The following is a 19,511-nucleotide window of genomic DNA, read 5'->3' on the forward strand; positions in this document are numbered from 1 at the left end:
AGGGTCCATTCGTGGTACCTCGCTCGACCGTTTCGCACGGAGCTCCCCGAAGATGACGAGCCGCACCGACGGACGCAGCGCCGACGCGCTCCGGCCCGTGACCATCGAGACCGGCGTGCAGCGCAACCCCGAGGGTTCGGTGCTCTACGCGTGCGGCGGCACGCGCGTGCTGATCGCGGCGTCGATCGACGAGGGCGTCGCGGGCTGGCTGCGCGGCAGCGGCAAGGGCTGGGTCACCGCGGAGTACGCGATGCATCCGCGCGCGAACCCGCAGCGCCAGGATCGCGATGGCCGCAAGGGCCGCATCGACGGGCGCACCCAGGAGATCCAGCGCCTGATCGGCCGCTCGCTGCGCGCCGCGGTGAACCTCGAGAAGCTCGGCGAGCGCACGATCACCGTCGACTGCGACGTGCTCGACGCCGACGGCGGCACGCGCACCGCGTCGATCACCGGGGGCTTCGTCGCGCTCGCGCTCGCGCTCGATCGGCTGCGCAGCAAGGGCGTGATCGGCGCGGGCGTGCTGCGCGGTCCGGTCGCCGCGATCAGCGCGGGCATCGTGGGACCGAGCGCGCTGCTCGATCTCGCGTACGTCGAGGACAGCAAGGCCGACGTCGACCTCAACGTCGTCGCGATGGGCGACGGCGGCATCGTCGAGGTGCAGGGCACGGCCGAGGGCGCACCGGTGCCGCGCGATCGCTGGACCGCGCTGGTCGACCTCGCGATGTCGTCGATGCCCTCGCTGTTCGCGTCGCAGAGCGAAGCGCTCGCGCGCGCCGGCACCTCGCTCGACAAGCTCGTGCGGTGATGACGACGAAGCTCCTCATCGCGACGAAGAACCGCGGCAAGCTCGAAGAGTTTCGCCGCATCTTCGGCGATCTCGGCGTGGAGCTCGTCTCCGCCGACGAGCTCGGTCTCCCCGACGTCGAAGAGACGGGCGACACGTTCGAGGCGAACGCGATCCTGAAGGCGGAGGCCCAGGCCGCCGCGTCGGGATGCATGACGATCGCCGACGACAGCGGGCTCGAGGTCGACGCGCTCGACGGTGCACCCGGGGTCTATTCGGCCCGCTACGCGGGCGCGGGCGGCTCCGAGGCGAACGTGCGCAAGCTGCTCGCGGCGCTCGCCGACGTGCCCGACGAGCGTCGCACCGCGCGCTTCCGCTGCGTGCTCGCCCTCGCCGATCCCCGCGGCGCGCTCGGCGCGCGCGTCGAGCTCACCGAAGGCCGCTGCGAGGGTCGCATCGCGCACCAGCCGAGCGGCAGCGGCGGGTTCGGCTACGACCCGGTGTTCGTGCCCGCGGACGGAGACGCGACGATGGCCGAGCTCTCGGCGACCGCGAAGGACGCGATCAGCCACCGTGGACGCGCGTGTGCGCGCATGCGCGAGCGCCTCGCGGCCTACCTCGGAGCAGGTCGATGATCGTTGGAAGCGCCGCTCGTAGCACGCGACAAGATCCATGGGAGCGGCTATCCTCCGCGACCATTCCGGGGTGTCGCACAGCCTGGTAGTGCACGAGCTTTGGGTGCTCGTCGTCGGGGGTTCGAATCCCTCCACCCCGAGTCCTCCGGAATGGTGCCGAGTGGCGCCGGCCCGGAATCGAGAACTCGCGACCCGATCCGCCACGCGGTACAGAGAGAAGACCAGAGCGCCCGTAGCTCAGCTGGATAGAGCAGCGGCCTTCTAAGCCGACGGTCGGAGGTTCGAGCCCTCCCGGGCGCGTCCGTAGTTCTCCTGCGATTCGGTCGTCGCGGGCCCGGCCCTGCACGAGATGCGATGCGCAGGGGAGGAGGACGCGATGACGGGATTCCGCGCCATCGATCTCGGCACGTGGAATCGCGCCGAGCACTTCGAGCACTACATCGATCGCGTGCCGTGCACGTACAGCTTCACGGTGCACGTCGACATCACGTCGCTCCGCAGCGCGCTCACGGGTCGCGGCCGCAAGGCCTATCCGGCGCAGCTCTGGATGCTCGCGACGACGGTGCAGCGCTTTCGCGAATTCCGGATGGGCTTCGACGCCGACGGAGCGCTCGGCGTGTGGGACGAGCTGCACCCCGCGTACACGGTGTTCAACGCGGAGGCGGAGACGTTCTCCGGCATCTGGACCCGCTACGACGCGGACTTCGGCGCCTTCGAGGACGCGGCGACGAAGGACATCGCCGAGCACGCTCGCGCGACGCGCTTCTTCCCGAAGGAGGGCCGACCGCCGAACAGCTTCGACGTGTCGAGCATCCCGTGGCTCGAGTTCTCCGCGTTCACGCTCGACATCCCGCGAGCCATCCGTCACGTCGCGCCGATCTTCACGCTCGGCCGCTACGTCGAGCGCGACGGGCGCACGCTGCTGCCGGTCGCCATCCAGGTGCACCACGCGGTCTGCGACGGCTTCCATGCGAGCCGGTTCGTCGCCGCGCTCCAGGAGCTCGCCGCCGAGCACGAGGCGTGGCTGTAGCGCGCCCCGTCAGCCGGGCTCGAGCTCGATCTCGATCGCCGCGCTCTCCTCGCCCTCCGGGGAGATGTTCGTCATCACGATCCGCAGCGACGCGGGCGCGCGCTCGTCGTGGACCTCGGTGCGCCAGCCCCAGCGCGGATGGCCCTCGCCCGCGAAGTACGTCCCGCTCGCGCGGATCGCCTCGTCGTCGCGCGCGCCCTCCGACGCGAGGATCGCGGGGCTCGTGTGGAAGCTGTCGATCCACGACATCAGCCAGCGGCGCTCACCGATCTCGCGCGCGATCGTGAGCTCGCCCGCGATCGGCTTGCCCATCACCCGCGACACGTAGCGCATGCGCAGGAAGCGTCCGCCGAGCAGGAGCTCGATCGTCGCGTCCCACGGCGCGACCTCGGGCGCGCTGCTGGGCTCGAAGAACGTGCGCGCGACCCCGCGCCAGCGGCCGACGAGCCGAGCGAGGCGCTGGTGGTGCGGCGTGGCGTCGAAGGGTGCGGTCTCCATCCGACGCGCTCTAGACGACGAACCGCGCGGAGGCGAGCGCGGCCTCTGGTCAGCGCAGCGCGACCTGCTACCCATCCGCGCGAAACTCCTCGGGTTCCCCAGCGATGCGCATCACCATCCGACCCGCGGGGCCCGGCGACGCCGCAGACGCCGCCGAGCTCCTGCTCCGGGCGCGCCGCGGCGCCGGCGACGCGATCCCGCCCCCTGCGCACACCGACGACGAGGTCCGCGCGTGGATGCGCACGGTCGTGATCCCGACGCGCGAGGTGTGGCTCGCGACGGCGCTCGACGGGCGCTCGCTCGGGCTCCTCGTGCTCGACGGCGCGTGGATCGATCAGCTCTACGTCGACGCGGATCACACGCGCAGCGGGATCGGCTCGCAGCTCGTCGCGCTCGCGAAGTCGCGACGGCCTCGAGGGCTGCAGCTCTGGACGTTCGAGAGCAACGTGCGCGCGCAGCGCTTCTACGAGCAGCACGGCTTCGTCGTCGCCGAGCGCACCGATGGCGCCGGCAACGAAGAGCGCGCGCCCGACGTGCGCTACGTGTGGCCCGCGCTCCGCTGAGCGGGCGCTCCGTGCTCGAGCCCGAGCGCGGTGCACAGCGCGTACAACGCGGCGCGCGGCGTCTGGAAGCGCTCCTCGGGCGAGATCGCGAGCGCTTGCTGCACCCACGCGTCGACGTCGCGCGGCAGATCGGGACGCAGCGCGTGGAGGCTCGGTCGCGGCGCGCTCGTCGCTGCGCGAACGACGGCCATGAGCCCTTCGCCCGAGAACGGCGGCTGACCCGCGAGCGTGCGGTACATGAGCGCGCCGAGCGCGTAGACGTCGACGCTCGGCGCGGGCGTGCGCTCGAGCCACGTCTCGGGCGCGATGTAGCTCGGCGAGCCCGCGACGAAGCCGTCGAGCGTGAGGCGCTTGAGGCGCTGGAACTTCGCGAACCCGAAGTCCATCAGGCGCACGCGGATGCGCCCGTCGCGCTCGTCGAGGAACACGTTCGCGGGCTTCAGATCGCGATGCACGATGTGCGCGGCGTGCGCGCGCTCGAGCGTCGTCACGAGCGGCTCGAAGAGCCACACGAGATCGCTCGCGGGAAAGGAGCGCCCCTGCTCCTCGATGCGAAGCAGCGAGTCCTCGAGGTCGCATCCCTCGAGCAGCTCGGTGACCAGGCAGAGGCGCCCATCGCTCGAGAAGCCCTGATCGAGCACCTGCACCGCGGCGGTCCCGCGCGTGACCATCAGCGCCTCGGCCTCGCGCAAGAGACGCTCGCGCGCGACGGGGTCTCGCTCGCTCTCCTCGTGCAGCACCTTCACCGCGACCTCGTCTCCCTCGAAGAGGTCGGTCGCGCGATACACCGCGCCCTGTCCGCCCGCGCCGATGAGGGCGCTGAGGCGATAGCGACGCTTCACGAGATCTCCGATGCGGCGCTCGAGGACGGGCGTGGGAGGCACCTTCGAGAGCACGCGCGGGACGACTCCAATCCGTCGCCCGAGAAGGACGGCGACGGCACCAACCTTCGACGCGGAGTGGGCGAGCGCAAGCGCGCGTAGCGGAAGCGGAATTTCTGAGGAGCGCAGAAGCGCAGAGGAGGAAGGGAGGCGATCGTTCGAGTCCGCCAGCTGCGCTGATCGCCGCAGTGATGGGGGCGATGCTCGAAGGCGAGCCGAACAATCGGCCGCGATGCCCGAAGGGCGAGCCGTCCAATTCGGCCGCGATGCCCGAAGGGCGAGCCGTCCAATCGGCCGCGATGCCCGAAGGGCAAGCCGTCCAATCGGCCGCGATGCCCGAAGGGCGAGCCGTCCAACTCGGCCGCGATGCCCGAAGGGCGAGCCGTCCAATGCGGCCGCGATGCCCGAAGGGCGAGCCGGTCCGCGTTCTCGCGCGAGCCCGCGAAGCGGACTCGCGCGAGAACGCGTCCATCCATCACACCGAGCGGCGTCCACCTCCGCGCGCGGCCGAAGCGCTACCAGCCGGGGCGCGGGGAGGGGTCCCGCGCGCAGTTCCGCAGCGCCACCCAGCCTCCGCGACGTTCCCCGAATGCGAGTCAGCGCGCGCGCAAAGCGCACGCGCTGACGAGATCCCGCTCGCCAGCCGCGACACCCGCAGCAGGTCGGATCGCGAGGACTGTCCGAGCACGGGACCCCTCCCCGCGCCCCACACCGAAGCCTCGCCCCGCGCGGAGATCGGAGATCCTACGCAGCCGGCCGATCAGCGAGCCGCCGCACGTGCGCCACCAGCGCCTCCGGCGCGATCGGCTTCGTCGCGTGCGCGTCGAACCCGGCCGTGATCGCCCGTCCCGCGTCGTGCACGCCGCTCCCCGACACCGCGATCGCGGGCAACGACCGCTTCTCGTCCTTGCGCGCGCGCACCGCCCGCACGACGTCGAATCCGTCCACGCGTGGCATCGACAGGTCGCAGACGAGGACGTCGATCGCTTGTGTATCGAGGAAGCGCAGCCCCGCTTCCGCGCTCGGCGCGGCGAGCACGCGCGCGCCCGCGCGCTCCAGGACGATCTCGGCGACCTCGAGGCTGTCCAGGTGATCGTCGATCACCAGGACGGTCACACCGTCGAGCTCCCGTCGTTCCACGCTGGATGCACGTAAACGCCACGTTTCGCGCCACAACGCCCCATTGCGCTTTCTTTCGACGTCCGTCACGCGCCGACTCTTGTGACGCAGTGCGGCGGGGTCGATGCTGCGCCCGCACGGGAGGGGCCTCGAGGATGAACGGGACTGGGGAGGGACCGGCGCGGCTCGCGCTGGTGGACGACGACGCGCGCGTGCTCCGCGCGATGCTCGGGCTGCTCGGTGGGCTGGGCTTCGAGATCCGCAGCTTCACGTCGCCCGAGGCCGCGCTGCAGCGCATCTGCGAAGACGGCGCCGACGTGGTGATCACCGACCTGCTCATGCCGGGCATCGACGGCATCGAGCTCTGTCGACGCGTGCGCGCGCTCCTCGGCGACGACGCGCCGCCCTTCGTGCTGCACACCGGGGATCTCGAGGCGCTCTCGCCGACCGATCGCGCGCTCTTCGCGGCGACCCTCCGCAAGCCCTGCAGCGCCGAGCAGATCCTCGGCGCGCTGGTCGCGATCTCGCGTCAGAAGAGCGTGCAGTACTCGTCCGCGAGCAGCTCGGTGATCGACGCCGCCATGTCGAGCGAGCCGCTCCGCACCGCGCGCAGATCGTAGGCGCGCCCCCGCGTCTGCATCGGGAGCGACGGCATCGCGCCGAACGGCGCGTGGAAGCCGCGACCGACGTCGGGGCTCGAGCCCGCGCCGCACGGCTCGCCCGCGCCCGGCACCGCGAACGCGCCGACGCGCAGCTCGCGCGTGACGAGCTCGCTCGCGACCTCCGCGTACGTGTGCTGCACGGTGACGGCGTCGCTGAGCCGTTGCGGGCGCTCGGCGAACGTGTCGTCGGTGACGTGCACGATCACGCGCGTCGCGCCGGCGCGCCACGGGCACGTCGTCGCCGCGAGGTGGAGCGCGTCGAGCGAGTTCTCGGTGCAGTCGGTGTTCTGCAGATCGCTCGAGGGCGAGCGATTCGACGCGCAGAAGTCGCGCCACCGCATCAGCTCGCTCTGCAGGCTCGCGATCGACGCGAACGGGCTGCACCCGTTCACCGCGACCGCGTCGTCGACGAACACCACGAGCCCGAACTGCGTGTTGCTCGTGAGGTCCTGCGCCGCGTTCCAGATCGACTCGACGCCGGTGCGCAGGCGCTCCGCCTCCTCGCGCATCGACGTGCTCACGTCGATCACGAACACGACGTCGAGCGGCGCGTCGCACGTGATGCGCGCGTCGACGCGCGGCCCCGAGTCGCGCGGCACGCTCGCGTCGCCGCCTCCGTTGCCGCCCTCGCAGTGCGCGCCGCACGTCGTGTCGGCGCAGTCGAGGAGGCCGTCGTCGTCGTCGTCGACGCCGTTCGTGCACTCGGCGAACGTCGCCTCGCGACCCGGTGTGCCGCGCGACGTGCACGCACCGAGGATCGACGCGACGACTGTGATCACGAGGGCGCTGCGCTTCGACATGGTGCCCGCGATGCTACGCCGCCTCGCGGGCCCTGGGCGCGGGCCCCGCCCGGGCGCATGATCGATCGCACATGTGCGGGCGCTACACGGTCGCGATCCAGGCCCAGGAAGCTGCCGACGAGCTGCGCGCGGTGCTCACGATCGACGCGATCGAGCCGCGCTTCAACCTCGCGCCGACCGAGGACGCGCCCATCGCGATCGAGCGCGAGGAGCGGCGCATCGGGCTCGCGCGGTTCGGGCTCGTGCCGGCGGAGAGCGAGAGCCCGAAGGCCGCGGGCGCGCGCTGGATCAACCTGCGCGCCGAGGGCGTCGCGACGCAGCGTGCGTTCGCGGAGAGCGCGTCGCGCCGTCGCTGCCTCGTGATCGCCGACGGGTTCTACGAGTGGAAGCGCGAGGGCACGAAGAAGCAGCCCTACCACTTCCGCCCGGTGGGCGGCGGGCTCATCACGTTCGCCGGCATCTGGGACATCTGGCAGGGCGGGGTCGGCGACGAGACGAAGCGCATCCCGAGCTTCGCGATCCTCACGACGAAGCCGATCGCGCCGGTCGCGGACATCCACGATCGCATGCCGATGATCGTGCCCCCTGCCCTGCGCGACCGCTGGCTGTCGCCCGACGAGCAGGACGCGCGCGAGGTCATCCGCGCGATCCAGCGCGCCGAGCCGGTCGCGCTCGAGGCGTTCAAGGTGAGCACGAAGGTCGGCAGCGTCGCGAACGACGATCCGTCGCTGATCGTGCCGCTCGACGACGAGCGCCTGCGCTGAGCGCCCGACGAGCTCCAGCTCGGCCCGCCATACCTCGACCCATCGCCGATCGAGCTCCAGCTCGGTCGTCGATACCGCGACCCATCGCCGATCGAGCCCCCAGCTCGGTCCCGCGATACCTCGACCCACCGCCGATCGAGCTCCAGCTCGGCCCGCGATACCTCGACCCATGCCCGATCGAGCTCCAGCTCGGTCCGACATACCTCGACCCATCGCCCGCTCGAGCTCCAGCTCGGCCCGCGATACCTCGACCCATGCCCGATCGAGCTCCAGCTCGGTCCGACATACCTCGACCCATGCCCGACCGAGCGCCAGCTCGATCGGGCACATCTCGACGCAGCCGGCGCTCAATCCTCGGGCGGCGCCTGGGGGCGCGACGCGCCGGCGTAGCCGAGCGCTTCGAGCTGGGCGCGCGTGGTCGCGTCGATCTCGATACGCTCCTGGCGCACCGGCGCGCTGCGACGGCGCTCGGGCGGACGCGTCGCGCCCGAGAGACCGAGCCCCAGCAGGCCGCGCGCGTAGCGCACCGCGATCGGATGGTCCGCCGCGAGGTCGCGCGTCTCGTCGGGGTCGGCGACGAGATCGTAGAGCATGATCCGCCGCTCGGTGCGGTGGATCAGCTTGAGGCGACCGACGTTGATCGCGCGCCAGCCGTCCATGAAGCCCGTCACCGTGAAGCGCGGCGCGTCCGCGCTGGCGCCGAGCAGCTGGGGCAGGAACGACTCGCCCGAGAGATCGCTCGGGATCGGCATGCCCAGCGCGTCGAAGATCGTCGGCAGCACGTCGACGAGACCGACCGAGTCCTCGATCGTCACCGCGCCGTCGGTCACGCCGGGGATGCGCAGGATCAGCGGCACGTTGATCAGCTCCTCGAACACGCTGTGCCCGTGGCCGACCGAGTCGTGATCCCAGAACTCCTCGCCGTGATCCGCGGTGAACACGACGATGGTCTCGTCGGCGATCCCGCGCGCCTCGAGCGCCTGGATGATCGAGCCGAAGTGGGTGTCGTGGTACGTGATCTCGCCGTCGTAGAGCGCCTCGAGGCGCTCGCGGTCGCGCGCGTTGAGGCGGATGCGGCCGATCTTGATCCCCTCGAGCAGCTCGCGATCGCGACCGAAGTCGACGATGCCCGAGTACGGGTTCGGGTCGTACATCGCGAGCGCCTCGGCGGGCGGCATGTACGGCACGTGCGGATCGATCGTGTGCACGTACAGGAAGAACGGCTGGTCCTGCGGGCGACGATCGAGCCACTGCAGCACGTCGGCCGCGACGAACTGCGACTGCGAGCGCAGCCCCTCGCGGATGTAGTTGCGGAACGTGTTCCATCCCTGCTCGAAGCCGAAGCGATCCGAGCAGAACCCGTTCGCGACGAACGCGCCGCTGTAGTACTCGCTCTCGCGCAGGCGCTCGCTCAGCAGCTGCACGCTGCTCGGGATGATCGCGTCCTCGGTCGTCGCGTTGTGCTCCCACGGATAGAGCCCCGAGAGCAGCGTCGCGACGCTCGGCTTGGTCCAGTTCTCCTGCGAGTGACCGCGCAGCATCAGCGCCGCGTTCTGCACCCAGGCGTCGAGCGCCGGCGTGCGCACGCGCGTCTGCGCGCGATAGGGGCGCAGCTTGTCGGCGCGCAGCGTGTCCGTGAGATAGACGAGCACGTTGCGCAGCCGCGGGCGCCGCTCGTCGGAAGCAGAGCGCAGCGGGCGCGCGTCGAGCGTGACGACCGCGGGGCGCGTGAGCGTGACGTCGCCGGTCGCGCGCAGATCGAGCCGCGCGATGTTCGCGCCGACCGCGGCGAGATCGAGATCGAACGGACGACCGTCGGCGCTCGCCTCGACCGTGCCCATCGTGCGCGGCGCCTCGCCGTCGCGGTGCGCGATCACCTCGATGCGCCCGGTGCCGCGCGCGATCCCGCGCAGGCGCGCGGCCTCGGGCACCTCCATCGTCCAGCCCGCGGTCCAGCCGTCGGGGATCGCGAGCGCGCGCGCCTCGCCCTCGCCTCGCGCGAGCTGCACGGGAGGTCCTTCGCTCGCGTGCGCATCGTCGGCGGGCCCGAGGCGCATCCAGTCGAGCAGGAGGCCCGCGCTCGGGACCCCGGGGAGCGATCCCGTGCGCGACACGCGCAGCTGCACGCTGTTCTCGCCGACGCGGAGGCGCTCCGCGGGCAGCGCGACCTCGATCATCCCCCACGTGCCGTCGGTCGGCAGCGTCGCGTAGCCGATCGTCTCGCCGTCGACGTACACGGTCACGCGTCCGTCGCGCACCGCGCGCGCCCGGATGCGCAGCGTGCGCGGCCCCGCGACGTCGGAGGGCACGAGCACGAAGCCGGTCACGTTCTCGATCACGCTCGCGGTGACGTCGCCCTCGACGCGATCACGCCCGACGCGCGTGCGCCATCCGCCGAGCGTGTACATCGAGCCCGCTGGCACGCCGAAGTCGACGACCTGCGCGTCGCCCTGCCTGAGCTCGACGCGCTCGAGGTGCGCCGCGAGGTCGTAGCGGACGCGCACCCGCTCGGGCGCCGCGGCGGCGCTCGGCGCGGTCGCGGCGGGCGCGGCGCCGGGCTCGGCCGGTGTCGCCTCGGTCTCGGCGGCGGCGGTCGGTGCGCTCGGCGTCGCCGACGACGACGAGCCTGCGCTCGACGATCCACACGAGACCACGATGGACGACACGATCGCGGTCGAGCTCGCGATCACCAGCGCGCGCAGCGTTCGATTCGACACGCGCGCGAGACTACCCCACGAGCGCGCCCGGGCCACGCCCGACGGGGCGCTCGCCGTGCTACCGATCGCGCGTGGCGCTCATCGAGATCCGCGGGGTCCGCAAGGCGTTCGGCGAGCACGAGGTGCTGCGCGGGATCGATCTCGACGTGAACGCGGGCGAGCTGCTGACGATCATCGGCGGCTCGGCGACCGGCAAGAGCCTGCTGCTCAAGATCATGATGGGCCTCGTGCCGGTCGACGCGGGCACGATCACGTTCGACGGTCGCGAGGTGACGCACCTCCACGAGCGCGACTGGATCGAGGTGCGGCGGCGCATCGGGATCCAGTTCCAGGCGTCGGCGCTCTTCGACTCGCTCACCGTGTTCGACAACGTCGCGTACGGGCTGCGCGAGCAGCGCCTCCTGCCGGAGCCGGAGATCGCGCAGCGCGTGTCGGAATCGCTCGCACAGGTGAGCCTTCCCGGCATCGAGCAGATGGCGCCGGGCGATCTCAGCGGCGGCATGCGCAAGCGCGTGGGCCTGGCGCGCGCGATCGCGATGCGGCCCGACGTGCTGCTCTACGACGACCCGACCGAGGGCCTCGATCCGATCAACGTCACGCGCGTGAACCGGCTGATCCTCGCGCTGCGGGACACGCTGAAGATCACGACGGTGATGGTCACGCACAACATGGCGAGCGCGTTCACGATCAGCGATCGGCTCGCCCTGCTGCACGAAGGGCGCATCACCGATGCCGCGCCGCCGGACGTGCTGCGCGCGAAGCACGAGGAGCGGCTCGCGCCGTTCGTTCGCGCGGCGGAGCACGCGATGAGGAACCGGCGCGAGAGCATGGCTCCGTGAGCCCGCTGCGGACGTGAAGGAGGTCACGTCCGCCGGTCATGGAGCCCGCATGCGGAAGATCGGACTGGTCGCGATGGCGGCGCTGCTGGGGCTCGCGTCGGTCGCGCCAGGGTGCTCGAACGAAGACGGGAACGGGGACGACGGCGACGCCGGTGGTAGCGGCATCGACGCCGGCGGCGACGGAACGGACGGCGGTGGCGGCGGCGGGATGGACGCCACCGTCGACGGCGATGGCGGCACGGGGCTCGACGGCGCGATCTTCGGCGAAGCCGGGTTCGTCGAGGTCGACGGCGGGATCCTGCTGCCCGACGGCGCGATCGTCGCGTGCGTCCAGGCCGAGTGCCAGGGCCGGCTCTACCTCTGCGGCAACTGCCTCGACGACGACGGCGACGGCCTGTCGGACAGCGAAGATCCCGACTGCCTCGGGCCCTGCGACAACAGCGAGGACCGGCTCGATCCCGCGATCCCCGGCATCGGCGAGCAGTGCACGCGCGACTGCTACTTCGATCAGGACTCGGGCGACGGCAACGACGACTGCAGCTACGACCTGCCGTGCGATCCGCTGAGCCCGGGCTCGCGTCCCGCGAACCCGACGTGCCCGTACGACGACCGCCGGACCTGCGAGACCGAGCAGTCGGCGGCGTGCCTCGACTTCTGCGGGCCGCTCGTGCCGAACGGCTGTGACTGCTTCGGCTGCTGCGACATCGGCGGCACCGGCGACAACTGGGTGTTCATCGGCTCGGTGCCCGAGACCGGCCAGCCTGCGTGCACCGTCGAGGAAGCGCTCGACCACAACTACGGGTCGTGCCGCCGCTGCACGCCCAACATGGACTGCTTCAACGACTGCGGTCGCTGCGAGCTCTGCCTCGGCCGTGATCCCGCGACGATCCCGGCGGACTGCTTCCCGCCGCCGCCGCCGAGCGACGCGGGCGTCCCGCGCGACGACGCAGGCAACCCGATCGACGCCGGCCCGCGCGACGCGGGGACGCCGACCGACGCGGGCCCGCCGCCCCCGCCGCGCTGCGAGGACGATCGCCAGCCCTGCGGCCTGCCCACCGATCCCGCGTGCCCCGGCGGCTACTACTGCCTGACCGGCTGCTGCATCTACTTCGGCTGAGCGGCGCGATCGCGAGCTCGCACATCGTTCTGCGAGCTCGCAGCTCGGCCCGTCGGGCAAGAAGCAAGCGGGGCTGGGGCCCCGCGCGCAGTGTTCGGGGATGGGGGACCCGATCCGGCTTTGCCGGTCGGGGGAACGGGTCATCCATGACCCCTTCCGAAGGCTCAGTCCCGGAGCTCGGGCAGACAGTACGGCGCGGTGCTGCGATCTGTGCAGACGACCTCGCGCGCTTCGTCGCAGAACGCGAGCGTGCCTCCGATGAGCCGCACCACGCCGCCGCTGCGCTCCCAGCGCGCCGTGTCGTCCGCGTCGTCGCACACCGGCGTCTCGCTCCCTTGGCGACACAGCGCGATGCCGCGCCCGGTCGGGTCGTCGACCGAGCTGCAGTACGGATCGACGCCGCCGCCGCACGCCGCGAGGCCGAGCACGAGCAGGCACCCGAGCGCGCGCATCAGCCCTCGAGGAACGCGATCGGATCGACGATGCGGCCCGCGACCGCGCTCGCCGCGACCGTCAGCGGGCTCGCGAGGTAGACCTTCCCCGGCCCGCTCCGGCCCGGGAAGTTGCGGTTGATCGCGCTGACCGTGACCTGCTCCTTCTTCGCCGAGGAGCCCGGCCCCGCGTTGATGCACGCGCCGCACGACGGGTTGATGAGCTCGACGCCCGCCTCGCGGAACACGTCGACGTAGCCCTGCTGCTCCGCGTAGCGACGGATGTGCTGCGAGCCGAACTGGATGTAGCAGTGCACGCCGCTCGCGATCTTCTGGCCGCGCGCGAGCGCCTTGCGCAGCACGAGCGCGTACATGTCCATGTCGACCTTCTTGCCGCCGGTGCACGAGCCGCCGTACGCGATGTCGATCGCGACGTCGCCCTCGAGCTGCTGCATCGGCACGCCGTTGCGGGGATCGCCCGGCGTCGCGACCATCACCGGCACGTCGGCGAGATCGATGTCGAACGTGTCGAGGTACTCGGCGCCGGGATCGCTCGTCACGATGCGCGCGCGGATCGCGTCCTTCGAGAGGCCGCGCATCGACGCGAGGTAGTCGACCACGACCTCGCCCGGCTCGAGGATGCCGGTGAAGCCGCCGGCCTCGACCGCCATGTTCGTGAGCGTGGCCTGCTCGTCCATCGGCAGCGCCTGCAGGCCCTCGCCCGCGAACTCGAGCACCTTCCCGATGCCGCGCGACGTGCGGAAGAACGGCTGCGCGAGGATGTGCAGCATCACGTCCTTCGCGCTCACGCCGGGACGCAGCGAGCCGCGCAGCACGAAGCGCACGGTCTCGGGCACCTTCACGCGCACGTCGCGCGTGTACCAGGCGTTGGCCATGTCGGTGCTGCCGACGCCGAACGCGAAGCAGCCGAGCGCGCCCGCCATGCAGGTGTGCGAGTCGGTGCCGGTGACGATCTGACCGGGGAGCGCGATGTCCTCGATCACCGCGTTGTGGCAGATGGCCTCCGAGCCGCCCGCGGGGACCTCGCCGTAGAGCTTGAGCGCGTGCTTCTTCGCGAAGCGCTCCTGGGTGTCGGCGAGGCCGCTCGCGCGATCGAGCAGGCCCATCGACTTCTTCTTCTCGTCCATCACGTCGCCGAGGAACGTGAGGTGATCGCGGAACGTGAAGACGCTCTCGCGCTCCGCGACCTTCGCGTCCTTGCCGAGCGCGGCGACGAAGAGCGCGTCGGCCATCGGCGTGACGTACTCGTGCGAGAAGCGCACGTCGGTGCGCACGAAGAGCGCGTCGCCGGGCTTCACCGCGGGCACGCCGAGCGTGCCGGTCTTCGCGTCGACGACCGCGTGCGCGGCGATGATCTTCTCGACCATCGTCATCGGGCGCGGCGCGGTCGTGATCGCGGGCGGCGTGCGCTCGCCGGCCATGCGGAGCTTGTTGTACTCGAAGAGCCCGCCCGCCCGGACGATGTCGGCGCTGATCGGATCGAGCCCGCTCGTGAACTCGTCGATCGCGATCTCCTCGCCGCGCGCGAGCCGCGGGATCAGCGAGAAGTCGGTCGAGGTGAGCAGCCCGATGTTCTGGCAGTTCTGCCCGTAGATCTTCTCGATGCTGCGCGCGATGACGAGCTTCACGCCCGCCGCGAGCTCGCTGTACGGCGCCTGCTCGCGCGAGCTGCCGCAGCCCTTGCTCTCGCCGCTGACGATGACGTCGAACCGGCCGCTCTTCAGCGTGCTGCGATCGAAGAGCCCACCGCGGAGGCCGACGAGCGAGTACTCGCCGAGCGTCTCGTCGTAGTGGAAGCACACCCAGCCCGGCGTGATCTCGTCGGTCGAGATGTTGTCGATCAGCTTCGCCGCGAGCAGCGTGTCGAGCGGCACCGTCTCGCCCGCGAGTTGTCGTCGGAGCAGCTCGGCGTCTTCGGTGAGGAAGAGGACGCGGCCGTTGGAGCGAAAGCGGTCGGGGCGTGCCATCGAGGCGGAATTCGTAGAGCGTTCGCGGGTCTGGCCACAAGCGAGCGCGTGCGCGGACGCACGAGGAGCGGAGCGCGCCGCCGCGCTCGGAGGGAGCGCGGCGGCGCCGAATCCTCGCTCACTGCGGCGCGACGACCTGGACCGGGGCGCGCCCGCAGTGACCGGGCCCGGTCACGCCCTCGTTGTAGTCCGCGAGCGCGTCGGCGATGTCGGTCGCGTCCTCGTGCGCGTCGCTGCCCGACGCGGTGCCGAACGGCAGCCGGCCGTCGCCGTCGGCGTTGTCCGCGAGCCACGCGTGCGCGTCGGCGACCTCGTCGGCGATCGACGCGTCGACGCCGTTGAGCAGCGTCGCGATGAGCTGGTGCGCGAGGATCAGGCTCGCATCGCCACGCGGCGCCGTGCGCAGCAGCGTGAGCAGCTGCGCTTGCGTGTACACCTCGCCGCCGAGCACCAGCGAGCTCACCGGCCAGTCTTCCGCGTGGTTCTTCCAGTAGCCCTGCGTCAGCGTGCACACGACCGGCGGCGGGCCCGCATCGTCGTCGACGCGACCGGCGTCGACCGCGAGGTGCGCGGCGCCGACGCGCCCGACCGCTTCGCCGGTGCAGCCGAAGAGCGCGCACACCGCGGCCATCACGAGAGCGACTTTCGTCGTTCGATTCATCCCCGAGCTCCTTGTGTCGGCGACGCCCCCGCGCCGCTGAGAGCGCATGATTGCAACGTAAGTGCCCGCTGGAGCACTCGCCGAACGTGCTCCCGCGTAGGTGGATCGCGGGCGCGCGCCCCAGGTCGGCGCGCGGCGCGATGTCTCGGTCCACTGTGCGCACGAGGCGCCGCGTGTCGTCGCGAGGTGCGGCGTTCCTCGCGGTGGTAGCCTGGCGCGCGTGAACGCCGCCGATCTCGCGCGCCTGACCGCGGAGACGCTCTACCTCGTGCTCCTCGTGTCCGGTCCCGCGCTCGCGGTGAGCGTCGTCGTGGGGCTCGCGATCGCGCTCCTGCAGGCGGTGACGCAGGTGCAGGAGCCGACGCTCTCGTTCGTGCCGAAGCTCGTCGCGGTCGCGCTGACGCTCGCGCTCGTCGGCGCGTGGATGAGCGGCGAGGTGGTGCGCTTCACGTCCGAGCTCTGGCTCGCGATCCCGCGCCTGGTCCACTGAGGCGAGGTGCGGTGATGCCCGAGCTTTTCGACGCGCGGGTGATCGGTGTCGCGATCCTGGTCGCGTCGCGGGTCGCGCCGCTGACGGTGGTGGTGCCGTGGCTCGCGCTGCGCGACACGCCGCCCGCGCTGCGCGCGGCGCTGCTGCTCGTGCTCACCGTCGCGCTCACGCCGCTCGGGCTCTCGGTCGCGCCGGCGCTGCCCGAGAGCACGTTCGCGCTCGCCGCGCTCGCGCTTCGCGAAGGCGCGATCGGCCTCGTGTTCGCGATCGCGACCGCGATCCCGCTGATCGCGCTCGATCATGCAGGGCGCGTGATCGACGCGATGCGCGCGCCGGCGATGGGCTCGGAGATCACGGGCGCGCAGGGCGAGGCGACGAGCCCGCTCGGGCAGCTCCACCTCTTGCTCGGCACCGTGATCTTCCTCGGGCTCGGCGGGCACCGGCTGGTGATCGCCGCGCTCGGCGAGGGCCTCGTCGCGGTGCCTCCGGGCGCGGCGATCGCGTCGGTCGAGCTCGCCGAGGTCGCGCTCGGCGCGGCGCGCATCGTCACCCACGCGCTCACGCTCGCCGTCGCGTTGGCGGCGCCGGCCGCGATCGCGCTGATCGCGCTCGAGGTGCTGCTCGGCGTCGCGAGCCGGCTCGCGCCCGCGGTCTCCGCGCCGATCGCGTTCATCCCGCTGCGCGCCGCCGCGGGTCTCGCCGCGGTGCTCCTCGGGCTCGCGGTGCTCGTGCCGCACCTGCCCGAGCCGATGCGGCGCGCCATCGACGGAGCCGAGATCCTGGTGCGCGATCTCGCTCCGTGAGGGATCGGCGCGCGCGCATCTTCGGTATGCTGCGCCACCTCGATGTCACGCCGCGTCCTCGTCGTCGATGACAGCAGCACCGTGCGCCGCGTGGTCGAGCGGACCCTCGTGCAGGCGGGCTTCGAGGTCGTGCTCGCGGCGGACGGACGCGAAGGGCTCGAGCGCGCGAGCGCGATGGTGCCCGACCTCGTGCTCGTCGACTTCGTGATGCCGCACATGAACGGCTTCCAGCTCTGCCAGGCGCTGCGCGGCATCGACAACCTCGCGCGCGTGCCGGTCGTGCTGATGAGCGCGAAGGCGGATCGCATCGGCGACGGCTTCCTCGCGCAGACCGGCGCGCTCGACGCGATCACCAAGCCGTTCTCGCCCGAGGCGCTGCTCGCGGTGACCACGCACGCGATGGCGCGCGCCGCCGCGCAGAGCTCGCCACCACCACCGCTCGCCGACGACTCCGGCGAGCGCTCCACGTTGTCGCGCGAGGCGCGCGCGATCGACGACGACGAGCGCGACGCGGAGGCCGCGCGCGAGGCCGAGGATCGGCGGCGCGAGCTCGATGCCCAGGCGCGTCGCGTGGCGGCGCGCGTCGCGGAGCTCGCGATCGACGCGATCACCGCGTCGCCGGCGAGCGAGCCGCTCGCGCAGGAGGCGCTCGCCGCGCGCATCGAGGCGACCGCCTCGCCCGAGGCGCTGCTCGGCTTCGCGGGCGAGATCGCCGAGATGGTGCCGGCGCTGCGCGGCGAGGTCGGGCTCGAGGGGCGCATCGAGCACGTGCCGCTCGGCGAGGTCCTGCAGATGCTCCAGCACCTGCGGCAGACCGGCGTGCTCGAGGTGCGCCGGAGCGGCGCCGACGAAGCGCGCACCATCTCGGTGTGCATGAGCCACGGCACGATCGATCTCGCGCTCGGGCGCGACCAGGACCAGGAGTTCCTCCTCGGCCGCTACTTGCTCGAAGAGGAGCTCCTCGATCGCGACGACCTCGAGCGACTGCTGAGCGCGCGCGCGCCCGGTCCGCGCACGTTGCTCGGCACGCGCCTCGTGAAGCTCGGCTATCTGTCGCACGAAGAGCTGCAGCGCGCGCTCGTGCGCCAGACGAGCGAGCTCGTGTACGAGTCGCTGCGCTGGAAGAAGGGCAGCTATCGCTTCGTGCGGTTCGCGACGCGCCCCGAGGCGCTCGAAGCGCGGCTCGGACTGCCGATCGGCGCGATCCTCATGGAGGGCCTGCGGCGCGTCGACGAGTGGCGCCTCATCGAGGAGCAGATCCGCTCGTGGGACGACGTGCTCCGCCCCGATCGCGACGCGATCGCGGCGATCGATCTCGATCGGCTCGCGCCCGAGGAGCGCTCGGTGCTCGACGCGATCGACGGCGAGAAGAGCGTGCGCGCGATCGCGAGCCAGCTCGGCATGGGCAGCTTCGAGCTCGGAAAGATCCTGTTCCAGCTGCTCACGGCGCGCCTCGTGCGCGCAGCGTGATCAGAGGCGCGCGACGAGCGCGCGCGCGAGCCCGGGGCGCGGCTCGGGGATCACGAGCTCGAAGCGATCGCGCATCGCGCGCAGCTGCGGATCCCACTGCACCGGCGTGCTGCCCGACGTGATCAGGACCGAGAGATCCGCGCGCGCGAGCGCGACGAAGGGCGCGCCGATCACCACTCGCAGCGCGTCGTCCGCGCCGTGCGCGATCAGCGCATCGAGCGCTCCGGGCAGCGCATCGGACGACGCGCGGAGCACACCATCGATCGTCTCCGCGCCCGCCTTCGCGCGCACTGCCGCGCGCTGCTCGATCACGGCGCGCCCGCTCGCGGCCTCGGCGATCATCGTCGCGAACGCATCCGCGTCGGCCGCGCGCACCGCCGCGACGATGGCGATCGAGGGCGCGCGCACGCGCACCCTCGCCTCGCCTTCGCGCACCGGGAGCGTCAGCGCCTCGGGCTCACCCTGCAGCCGGAGCCGGACGCGGCCCTCGCTCACGCGGGCTTGCCTCGCTCGACCGGGAGCCCGTCGGCCTCCCAGTGCAGGAAGCCGCCCGAGAGCCAGCCCACCTGCAGGCCCTGCTTGCCGAGCGAGTCCGCGAGATCGCGCGCCTCGTCGCCGCTCCGCGCGTAGAGCACGCGCAGCCGGCCGTCGCGCGGCTGCAGCTCGGCCGCGCGCGTCGGCAGGTCCGCCGCCGGGATGTTCACCGCGCCCGGGATGCGGTAGCGCGCGTACGCCGCGGCCTCGCGCAGATCGACCGGCACCACGCGCCGCTGCTGCATCAGCATCGCGAGATCGGTGGGCTTGAGCTCGTTGCCCTGCGTCGGCAGGAAGGGCCGCACCATCTGCAGGATCTGCTGCTTGTTCGCGACCCCGCGATCGTGGTGCGCGGCGACCTGGCCCTGATCGATGACGAACAGCTGCGGGATCGACTGGACGCGGAAGCTCGCCGCGATCCTCGGGTTCTTGTCGACGTCGATCTTGACGACCTTGAGCTTGCCTTCGAGCTCGCGCGAGACCTCGTCGACGATCGGCGACTGGACCTTGCACGGCTGGCACCAATCGGCGTGGAAATCGATCAGAACGGGGATCTCGGAGCGCAGGACCTCGCGCTCGAAGGTGGCCTCGGTGACGGCGATCGCGGGCATCCAGATCCTCGGGAGAAGAGGGCCTCGGGCGAAGAGGGCAGACGAAGCCCTCGGGCGAAAGGCCGGGACGCGCAAGCCTTAGCCATCCACGATGCCGGCGACAAGGGCGCGTCT

The 19,511-nt window shown here is 72.0% G+C and carries 21 protein-coding genes and 2 tRNA genes; 13 read left to right on the forward strand and 10 right to left on the reverse strand.

The annotated features are described in order from the left end of the window. Positions 1 to 52 precede the first annotated feature (52 nt). The 5 genes from rph (at position 53) to catA (ending at position 2,449) form a co-directional block, all read left to right on the forward strand. Positions 53 to 805, forward strand: coding sequence for a ribonuclease PH (rph, locus tag DB32_RS24160; RefSeq protein ID WP_053235003.1), 753 nt, complete (start codon positions 53 to 55; stop codon positions 803 to 805). Continuing rightward, a complete protein-coding gene (rdgB, locus tag DB32_RS24165; protein ID WP_053235004.1) occupies positions 805 to 1,419 on the forward strand; it encodes an RdgB/HAM1 family non-canonical purine NTP pyrophosphatase in 615 nt (204 codons plus the stop codon). Before rph ends, rdgB begins: the two co-directional genes overlap by 1 nt. A gap of 66 nt (positions 1,420 to 1,485) precedes the next feature. After that, positions 1,486 to 1,559, forward strand: a tRNA-Pro gene (locus tag DB32_RS24170). Between the two features lie 86 nt (positions 1,560 to 1,645). Further along, positions 1,646 to 1,719 (forward strand) — tRNA-Arg (locus tag DB32_RS24175). 76 nt (positions 1,720 to 1,795) lie between these two features. Further along, entirely contained in the window at positions 1,796 to 2,449 is a 654-nt protein-coding gene (catA, locus tag DB32_RS24180; protein ID WP_053238935.1) for a type A chloramphenicol O-acetyltransferase, read from the forward strand. Positions 2,450 to 2,458: 9 nt separating this feature from the next. Here catA and DB32_RS24185 read toward each other — a convergent pair whose 3' ends face one another. Beyond that, positions 2,459 to 2,947: a DUF1579 family protein gene (locus DB32_RS24185; protein WP_053235005.1), complete on the reverse strand. Its 489-nt coding sequence runs from the start codon at positions 2,945 to 2,947 to the stop codon at positions 2,459 to 2,461. A gap of 104 nt (positions 2,948 to 3,051) precedes the next feature. Between DB32_RS24185 and DB32_RS24190 the strand changes: the two genes are divergently transcribed. Further along, positions 3,052 to 3,510, forward strand: coding sequence for a GNAT family N-acetyltransferase (locus DB32_RS24190; protein WP_053235006.1), 459 nt, complete (start codon positions 3,052 to 3,054; stop codon positions 3,508 to 3,510). Here the strand turns inward: DB32_RS24190 and DB32_RS48480 are convergent. Both DB32_RS48480 and DB32_RS24200 read right to left on the reverse strand, forming a co-directional pair. Next, positions 3,486 to 4,406: a serine/threonine-protein kinase gene (locus DB32_RS48480; RefSeq protein ID WP_053235007.1), complete on the reverse strand. Its 921-nt coding sequence runs from the start codon at positions 4,404 to 4,406 to the stop codon at positions 3,486 to 3,488. The two genes, DB32_RS24190 and DB32_RS48480, sit on opposite strands and share 25 nt — an antisense overlap. A gap of 729 nt (positions 4,407 to 5,135) precedes the next feature. Beyond that, entirely contained in the window at positions 5,136 to 5,600 is a 465-nt protein-coding gene (locus DB32_RS24200; RefSeq protein WP_169791536.1) for a response regulator, read from the reverse strand. Positions 5,601 to 5,665: 65 nt separating this feature from the next. Here DB32_RS24200 and DB32_RS24205 point away from each other — a divergent pair, with 65 nt between their 5' ends. Then, positions 5,666 to 6,130: a response regulator gene (locus tag DB32_RS24205; protein WP_075097608.1), complete on the forward strand. Its 465-nt coding sequence runs from the start codon at positions 5,666 to 5,668 to the stop codon at positions 6,128 to 6,130. On the opposite strand, the gene DB32_RS24210 is transcribed toward DB32_RS24205, so the two are convergent. Further along, positions 6,040 to 6,972, reverse strand: coding sequence for a VWA domain-containing protein (locus tag DB32_RS24210; protein ID WP_053235010.1), 933 nt, complete (start codon positions 6,970 to 6,972; stop codon positions 6,040 to 6,042). The genes DB32_RS24205 and DB32_RS24210 overlap by 91 nt on opposite strands. Before the next feature lie 71 nt (positions 6,973 to 7,043). On the opposite strand from DB32_RS24210, the gene DB32_RS24215 reads away from it, so the two are divergent. After that, a complete protein-coding gene (locus DB32_RS24215; RefSeq protein WP_053235011.1) occupies positions 7,044 to 7,736 on the forward strand; it encodes an SOS response-associated peptidase in 693 nt (230 codons plus the stop codon). Between the two features lie 347 nt (positions 7,737 to 8,083). Here the strand turns inward: DB32_RS24215 and DB32_RS24220 are convergent, their stop codons facing one another. Next, complete coding sequence (locus DB32_RS24220) at positions 8,084 to 10,453, reverse strand: sulfatase-like hydrolase/transferase (protein ID WP_053235012.1); 2,370 nt, start codon at positions 10,451 to 10,453, stop codon at positions 8,084 to 8,086. 71 nt (positions 10,454 to 10,524) lie between these two features. On the opposite strand from DB32_RS24220, the gene DB32_RS24225 reads away from it, so the two are divergent. After that, positions 10,525 to 11,292: an ABC transporter ATP-binding protein gene (locus DB32_RS24225; RefSeq protein ID WP_053235013.1), complete on the forward strand. Its 768-nt coding sequence runs from the start codon at positions 10,525 to 10,527 to the stop codon at positions 11,290 to 11,292. Between the two features lie 49 nt (positions 11,293 to 11,341). Continuing rightward, positions 11,342 to 12,409 (forward strand): hypothetical protein, encoded by a 1,068-nt coding sequence (locus DB32_RS24230; RefSeq protein ID WP_053235014.1) that lies wholly within the window; start codon positions 11,342 to 11,344, stop codon positions 12,407 to 12,409. A gap of 164 nt (positions 12,410 to 12,573) precedes the next feature. Here the strand turns inward: DB32_RS24230 and DB32_RS24235 are convergent, their stop codons facing one another. The 3 genes from DB32_RS24235 to DB32_RS24245 form a co-directional block, all read right to left on the reverse strand. After that, positions 12,574 to 12,861: a hypothetical protein gene (locus DB32_RS24235; RefSeq protein WP_053235015.1), complete on the reverse strand. Its 288-nt coding sequence runs from the start codon at positions 12,859 to 12,861 to the stop codon at positions 12,574 to 12,576. Next, positions 12,861 to 14,828: an aconitase family protein gene (locus DB32_RS24240; protein WP_053235016.1), complete on the reverse strand. Its 1,968-nt coding sequence runs from the start codon at positions 14,826 to 14,828 to the stop codon at positions 12,861 to 12,863. The genes DB32_RS24235 and DB32_RS24240 overlap by 1 nt, the downstream gene beginning before the upstream one ends. 118 nt (positions 14,829 to 14,946) lie before the next feature. After that, complete coding sequence (locus tag DB32_RS24245; RefSeq protein ID WP_157069347.1) at positions 14,947 to 15,489, reverse strand: hypothetical protein; 543 nt, start codon at positions 15,487 to 15,489, stop codon at positions 14,947 to 14,949. A 220-nt stretch (positions 15,490 to 15,709) separates the two neighbouring features. Here DB32_RS24245 and fliQ point away from each other — a divergent pair, with 220 nt between their 5' ends. Genes fliQ through DB32_RS24260 form a run of 3 tightly spaced genes read left to right on the forward strand, consistent with a single transcriptional unit; the run spans position 15,710 to position 18,252 of the window. Continuing rightward, positions 15,710 to 15,979, forward strand: a complete 270-nt coding sequence (fliQ, locus tag DB32_RS24250) for a flagellar biosynthesis protein FliQ (protein ID WP_053238936.1) — start codon at positions 15,710 to 15,712, stop codon at positions 15,977 to 15,979. Positions 15,980 to 15,993: 14 nt separating this feature from the next. After that, the gene (locus DB32_RS24255) at positions 15,994 to 16,782 is read left to right on the forward strand and encodes an EscT/YscT/HrcT family type III secretion system export apparatus protein (RefSeq protein ID WP_053235018.1); all 789 of its coding nucleotides are present in this window, start codon (positions 15,994 to 15,996) and stop codon (positions 16,780 to 16,782) included. 42 nt (positions 16,783 to 16,824) lie between these two features. Next, the gene (locus DB32_RS24260) at positions 16,825 to 18,252 is read left to right on the forward strand and encodes a response regulator (RefSeq protein ID WP_053235019.1); all 1,428 of its coding nucleotides are present in this window, start codon (positions 16,825 to 16,827) and stop codon (positions 18,250 to 18,252) included. On the opposite strand, the gene DB32_RS24265 is transcribed toward DB32_RS24260, so the two are convergent. After that, the gene (locus tag DB32_RS24265) at positions 18,253 to 18,747 is read right to left on the reverse strand and encodes a hypothetical protein (protein ID WP_053235020.1); all 495 of its coding nucleotides are present in this window, start codon (positions 18,745 to 18,747) and stop codon (positions 18,253 to 18,255) included. Beyond that, positions 18,744 to 19,397 (reverse strand): thioredoxin, encoded by a 654-nt coding sequence (gene trxA / locus DB32_RS24270; protein WP_053235021.1) that lies wholly within the window; start codon positions 19,395 to 19,397, stop codon positions 18,744 to 18,746. Before trxA ends, DB32_RS24265 begins: the two co-directional genes overlap by 4 nt. Between the last annotated feature and the right edge of the window lie 114 nt (positions 19,398 to 19,511).

Source organism: Sandaracinus amylolyticus, assembly GCF_000737325.1.
GTDB classification, from domain to species: Bacteria; Myxococcota_A; Polyangia; order Polyangiales; family Sandaracinaceae; genus Sandaracinus; species Sandaracinus amylolyticus.

Bases quoted from the DNA above. Each gene is read 5' to 3' on its own strand.
- DB32_RS24205 (WP_075097608.1), top strand. From the start codon at position 5,666: ATGAACGGGACTGGGGAGGGACCGGCGCGGCTCGCGCTGGTGGACGAC.
- catA (WP_053238935.1), top strand. From the start codon at position 1,796: ATGACGGGATTCCGCGCCATCGATCTCGGCACGTGGAATCGCGCCGAG.
- DB32_RS24190 (WP_053235006.1), top strand. From the start codon at position 3,052: ATGCGCATCACCATCCGACCCGCGGGGCCCGGCGACGCCGCAGACGCC.
- rph (WP_053235003.1), top strand. From the start codon at position 53: ATGACGAGCCGCACCGACGGACGCAGCGCCGACGCGCTCCGGCCCGTG.
- DB32_RS24210 (WP_053235010.1), bottom strand. From the start codon at position 6,972: ATGTCGAAGCGCAGCGCCCTCGTGATCACAGTCGTCGCGTCGATCCTC.
- DB32_RS24260 (WP_053235019.1), top strand. From the start codon at position 16,825: ATGTCACGCCGCGTCCTCGTCGTCGATGACAGCAGCACCGTGCGCCGC.
- DB32_RS24185 (WP_053235005.1), bottom strand. From the start codon at position 2,947: ATGGAGACCGCACCCTTCGACGCCACGCCGCACCACCAGCGCCTCGCT.
- DB32_RS24235 (WP_053235015.1), bottom strand. From the start codon at position 12,861: ATGCGCGCGCTCGGGTGCCTGCTCGTGCTCGGCCTCGCGGCGTGCGGC.
- DB32_RS24245 (WP_157069347.1), bottom strand. From the start codon at position 15,489: ATGAATCGAACGACGAAAGTCGCTCTCGTGATGGCCGCGGTGTGCGCG.
- DB32_RS24240 (WP_053235016.1), bottom strand. From the start codon at position 14,828: ATGGCACGCCCCGACCGCTTTCGCTCCAACGGCCGCGTCCTCTTCCTC.
- DB32_RS24255 (WP_053235018.1), top strand. From the start codon at position 15,994: ATGCCCGAGCTTTTCGACGCGCGGGTGATCGGTGTCGCGATCCTGGTC.
- rdgB (WP_053235004.1), top strand. From the start codon at position 805: ATGACGACGAAGCTCCTCATCGCGACGAAGAACCGCGGCAAGCTCGAA.
- trxA (WP_053235021.1), bottom strand. From the start codon at position 19,397: ATGCCCGCGATCGCCGTCACCGAGGCCACCTTCGAGCGCGAGGTCCTG.
- DB32_RS24230 (WP_053235014.1), top strand. From the start codon at position 11,342: ATGCGGAAGATCGGACTGGTCGCGATGGCGGCGCTGCTGGGGCTCGCG.
- DB32_RS24215 (WP_053235011.1), top strand. From the start codon at position 7,044: ATGTGCGGGCGCTACACGGTCGCGATCCAGGCCCAGGAAGCTGCCGAC.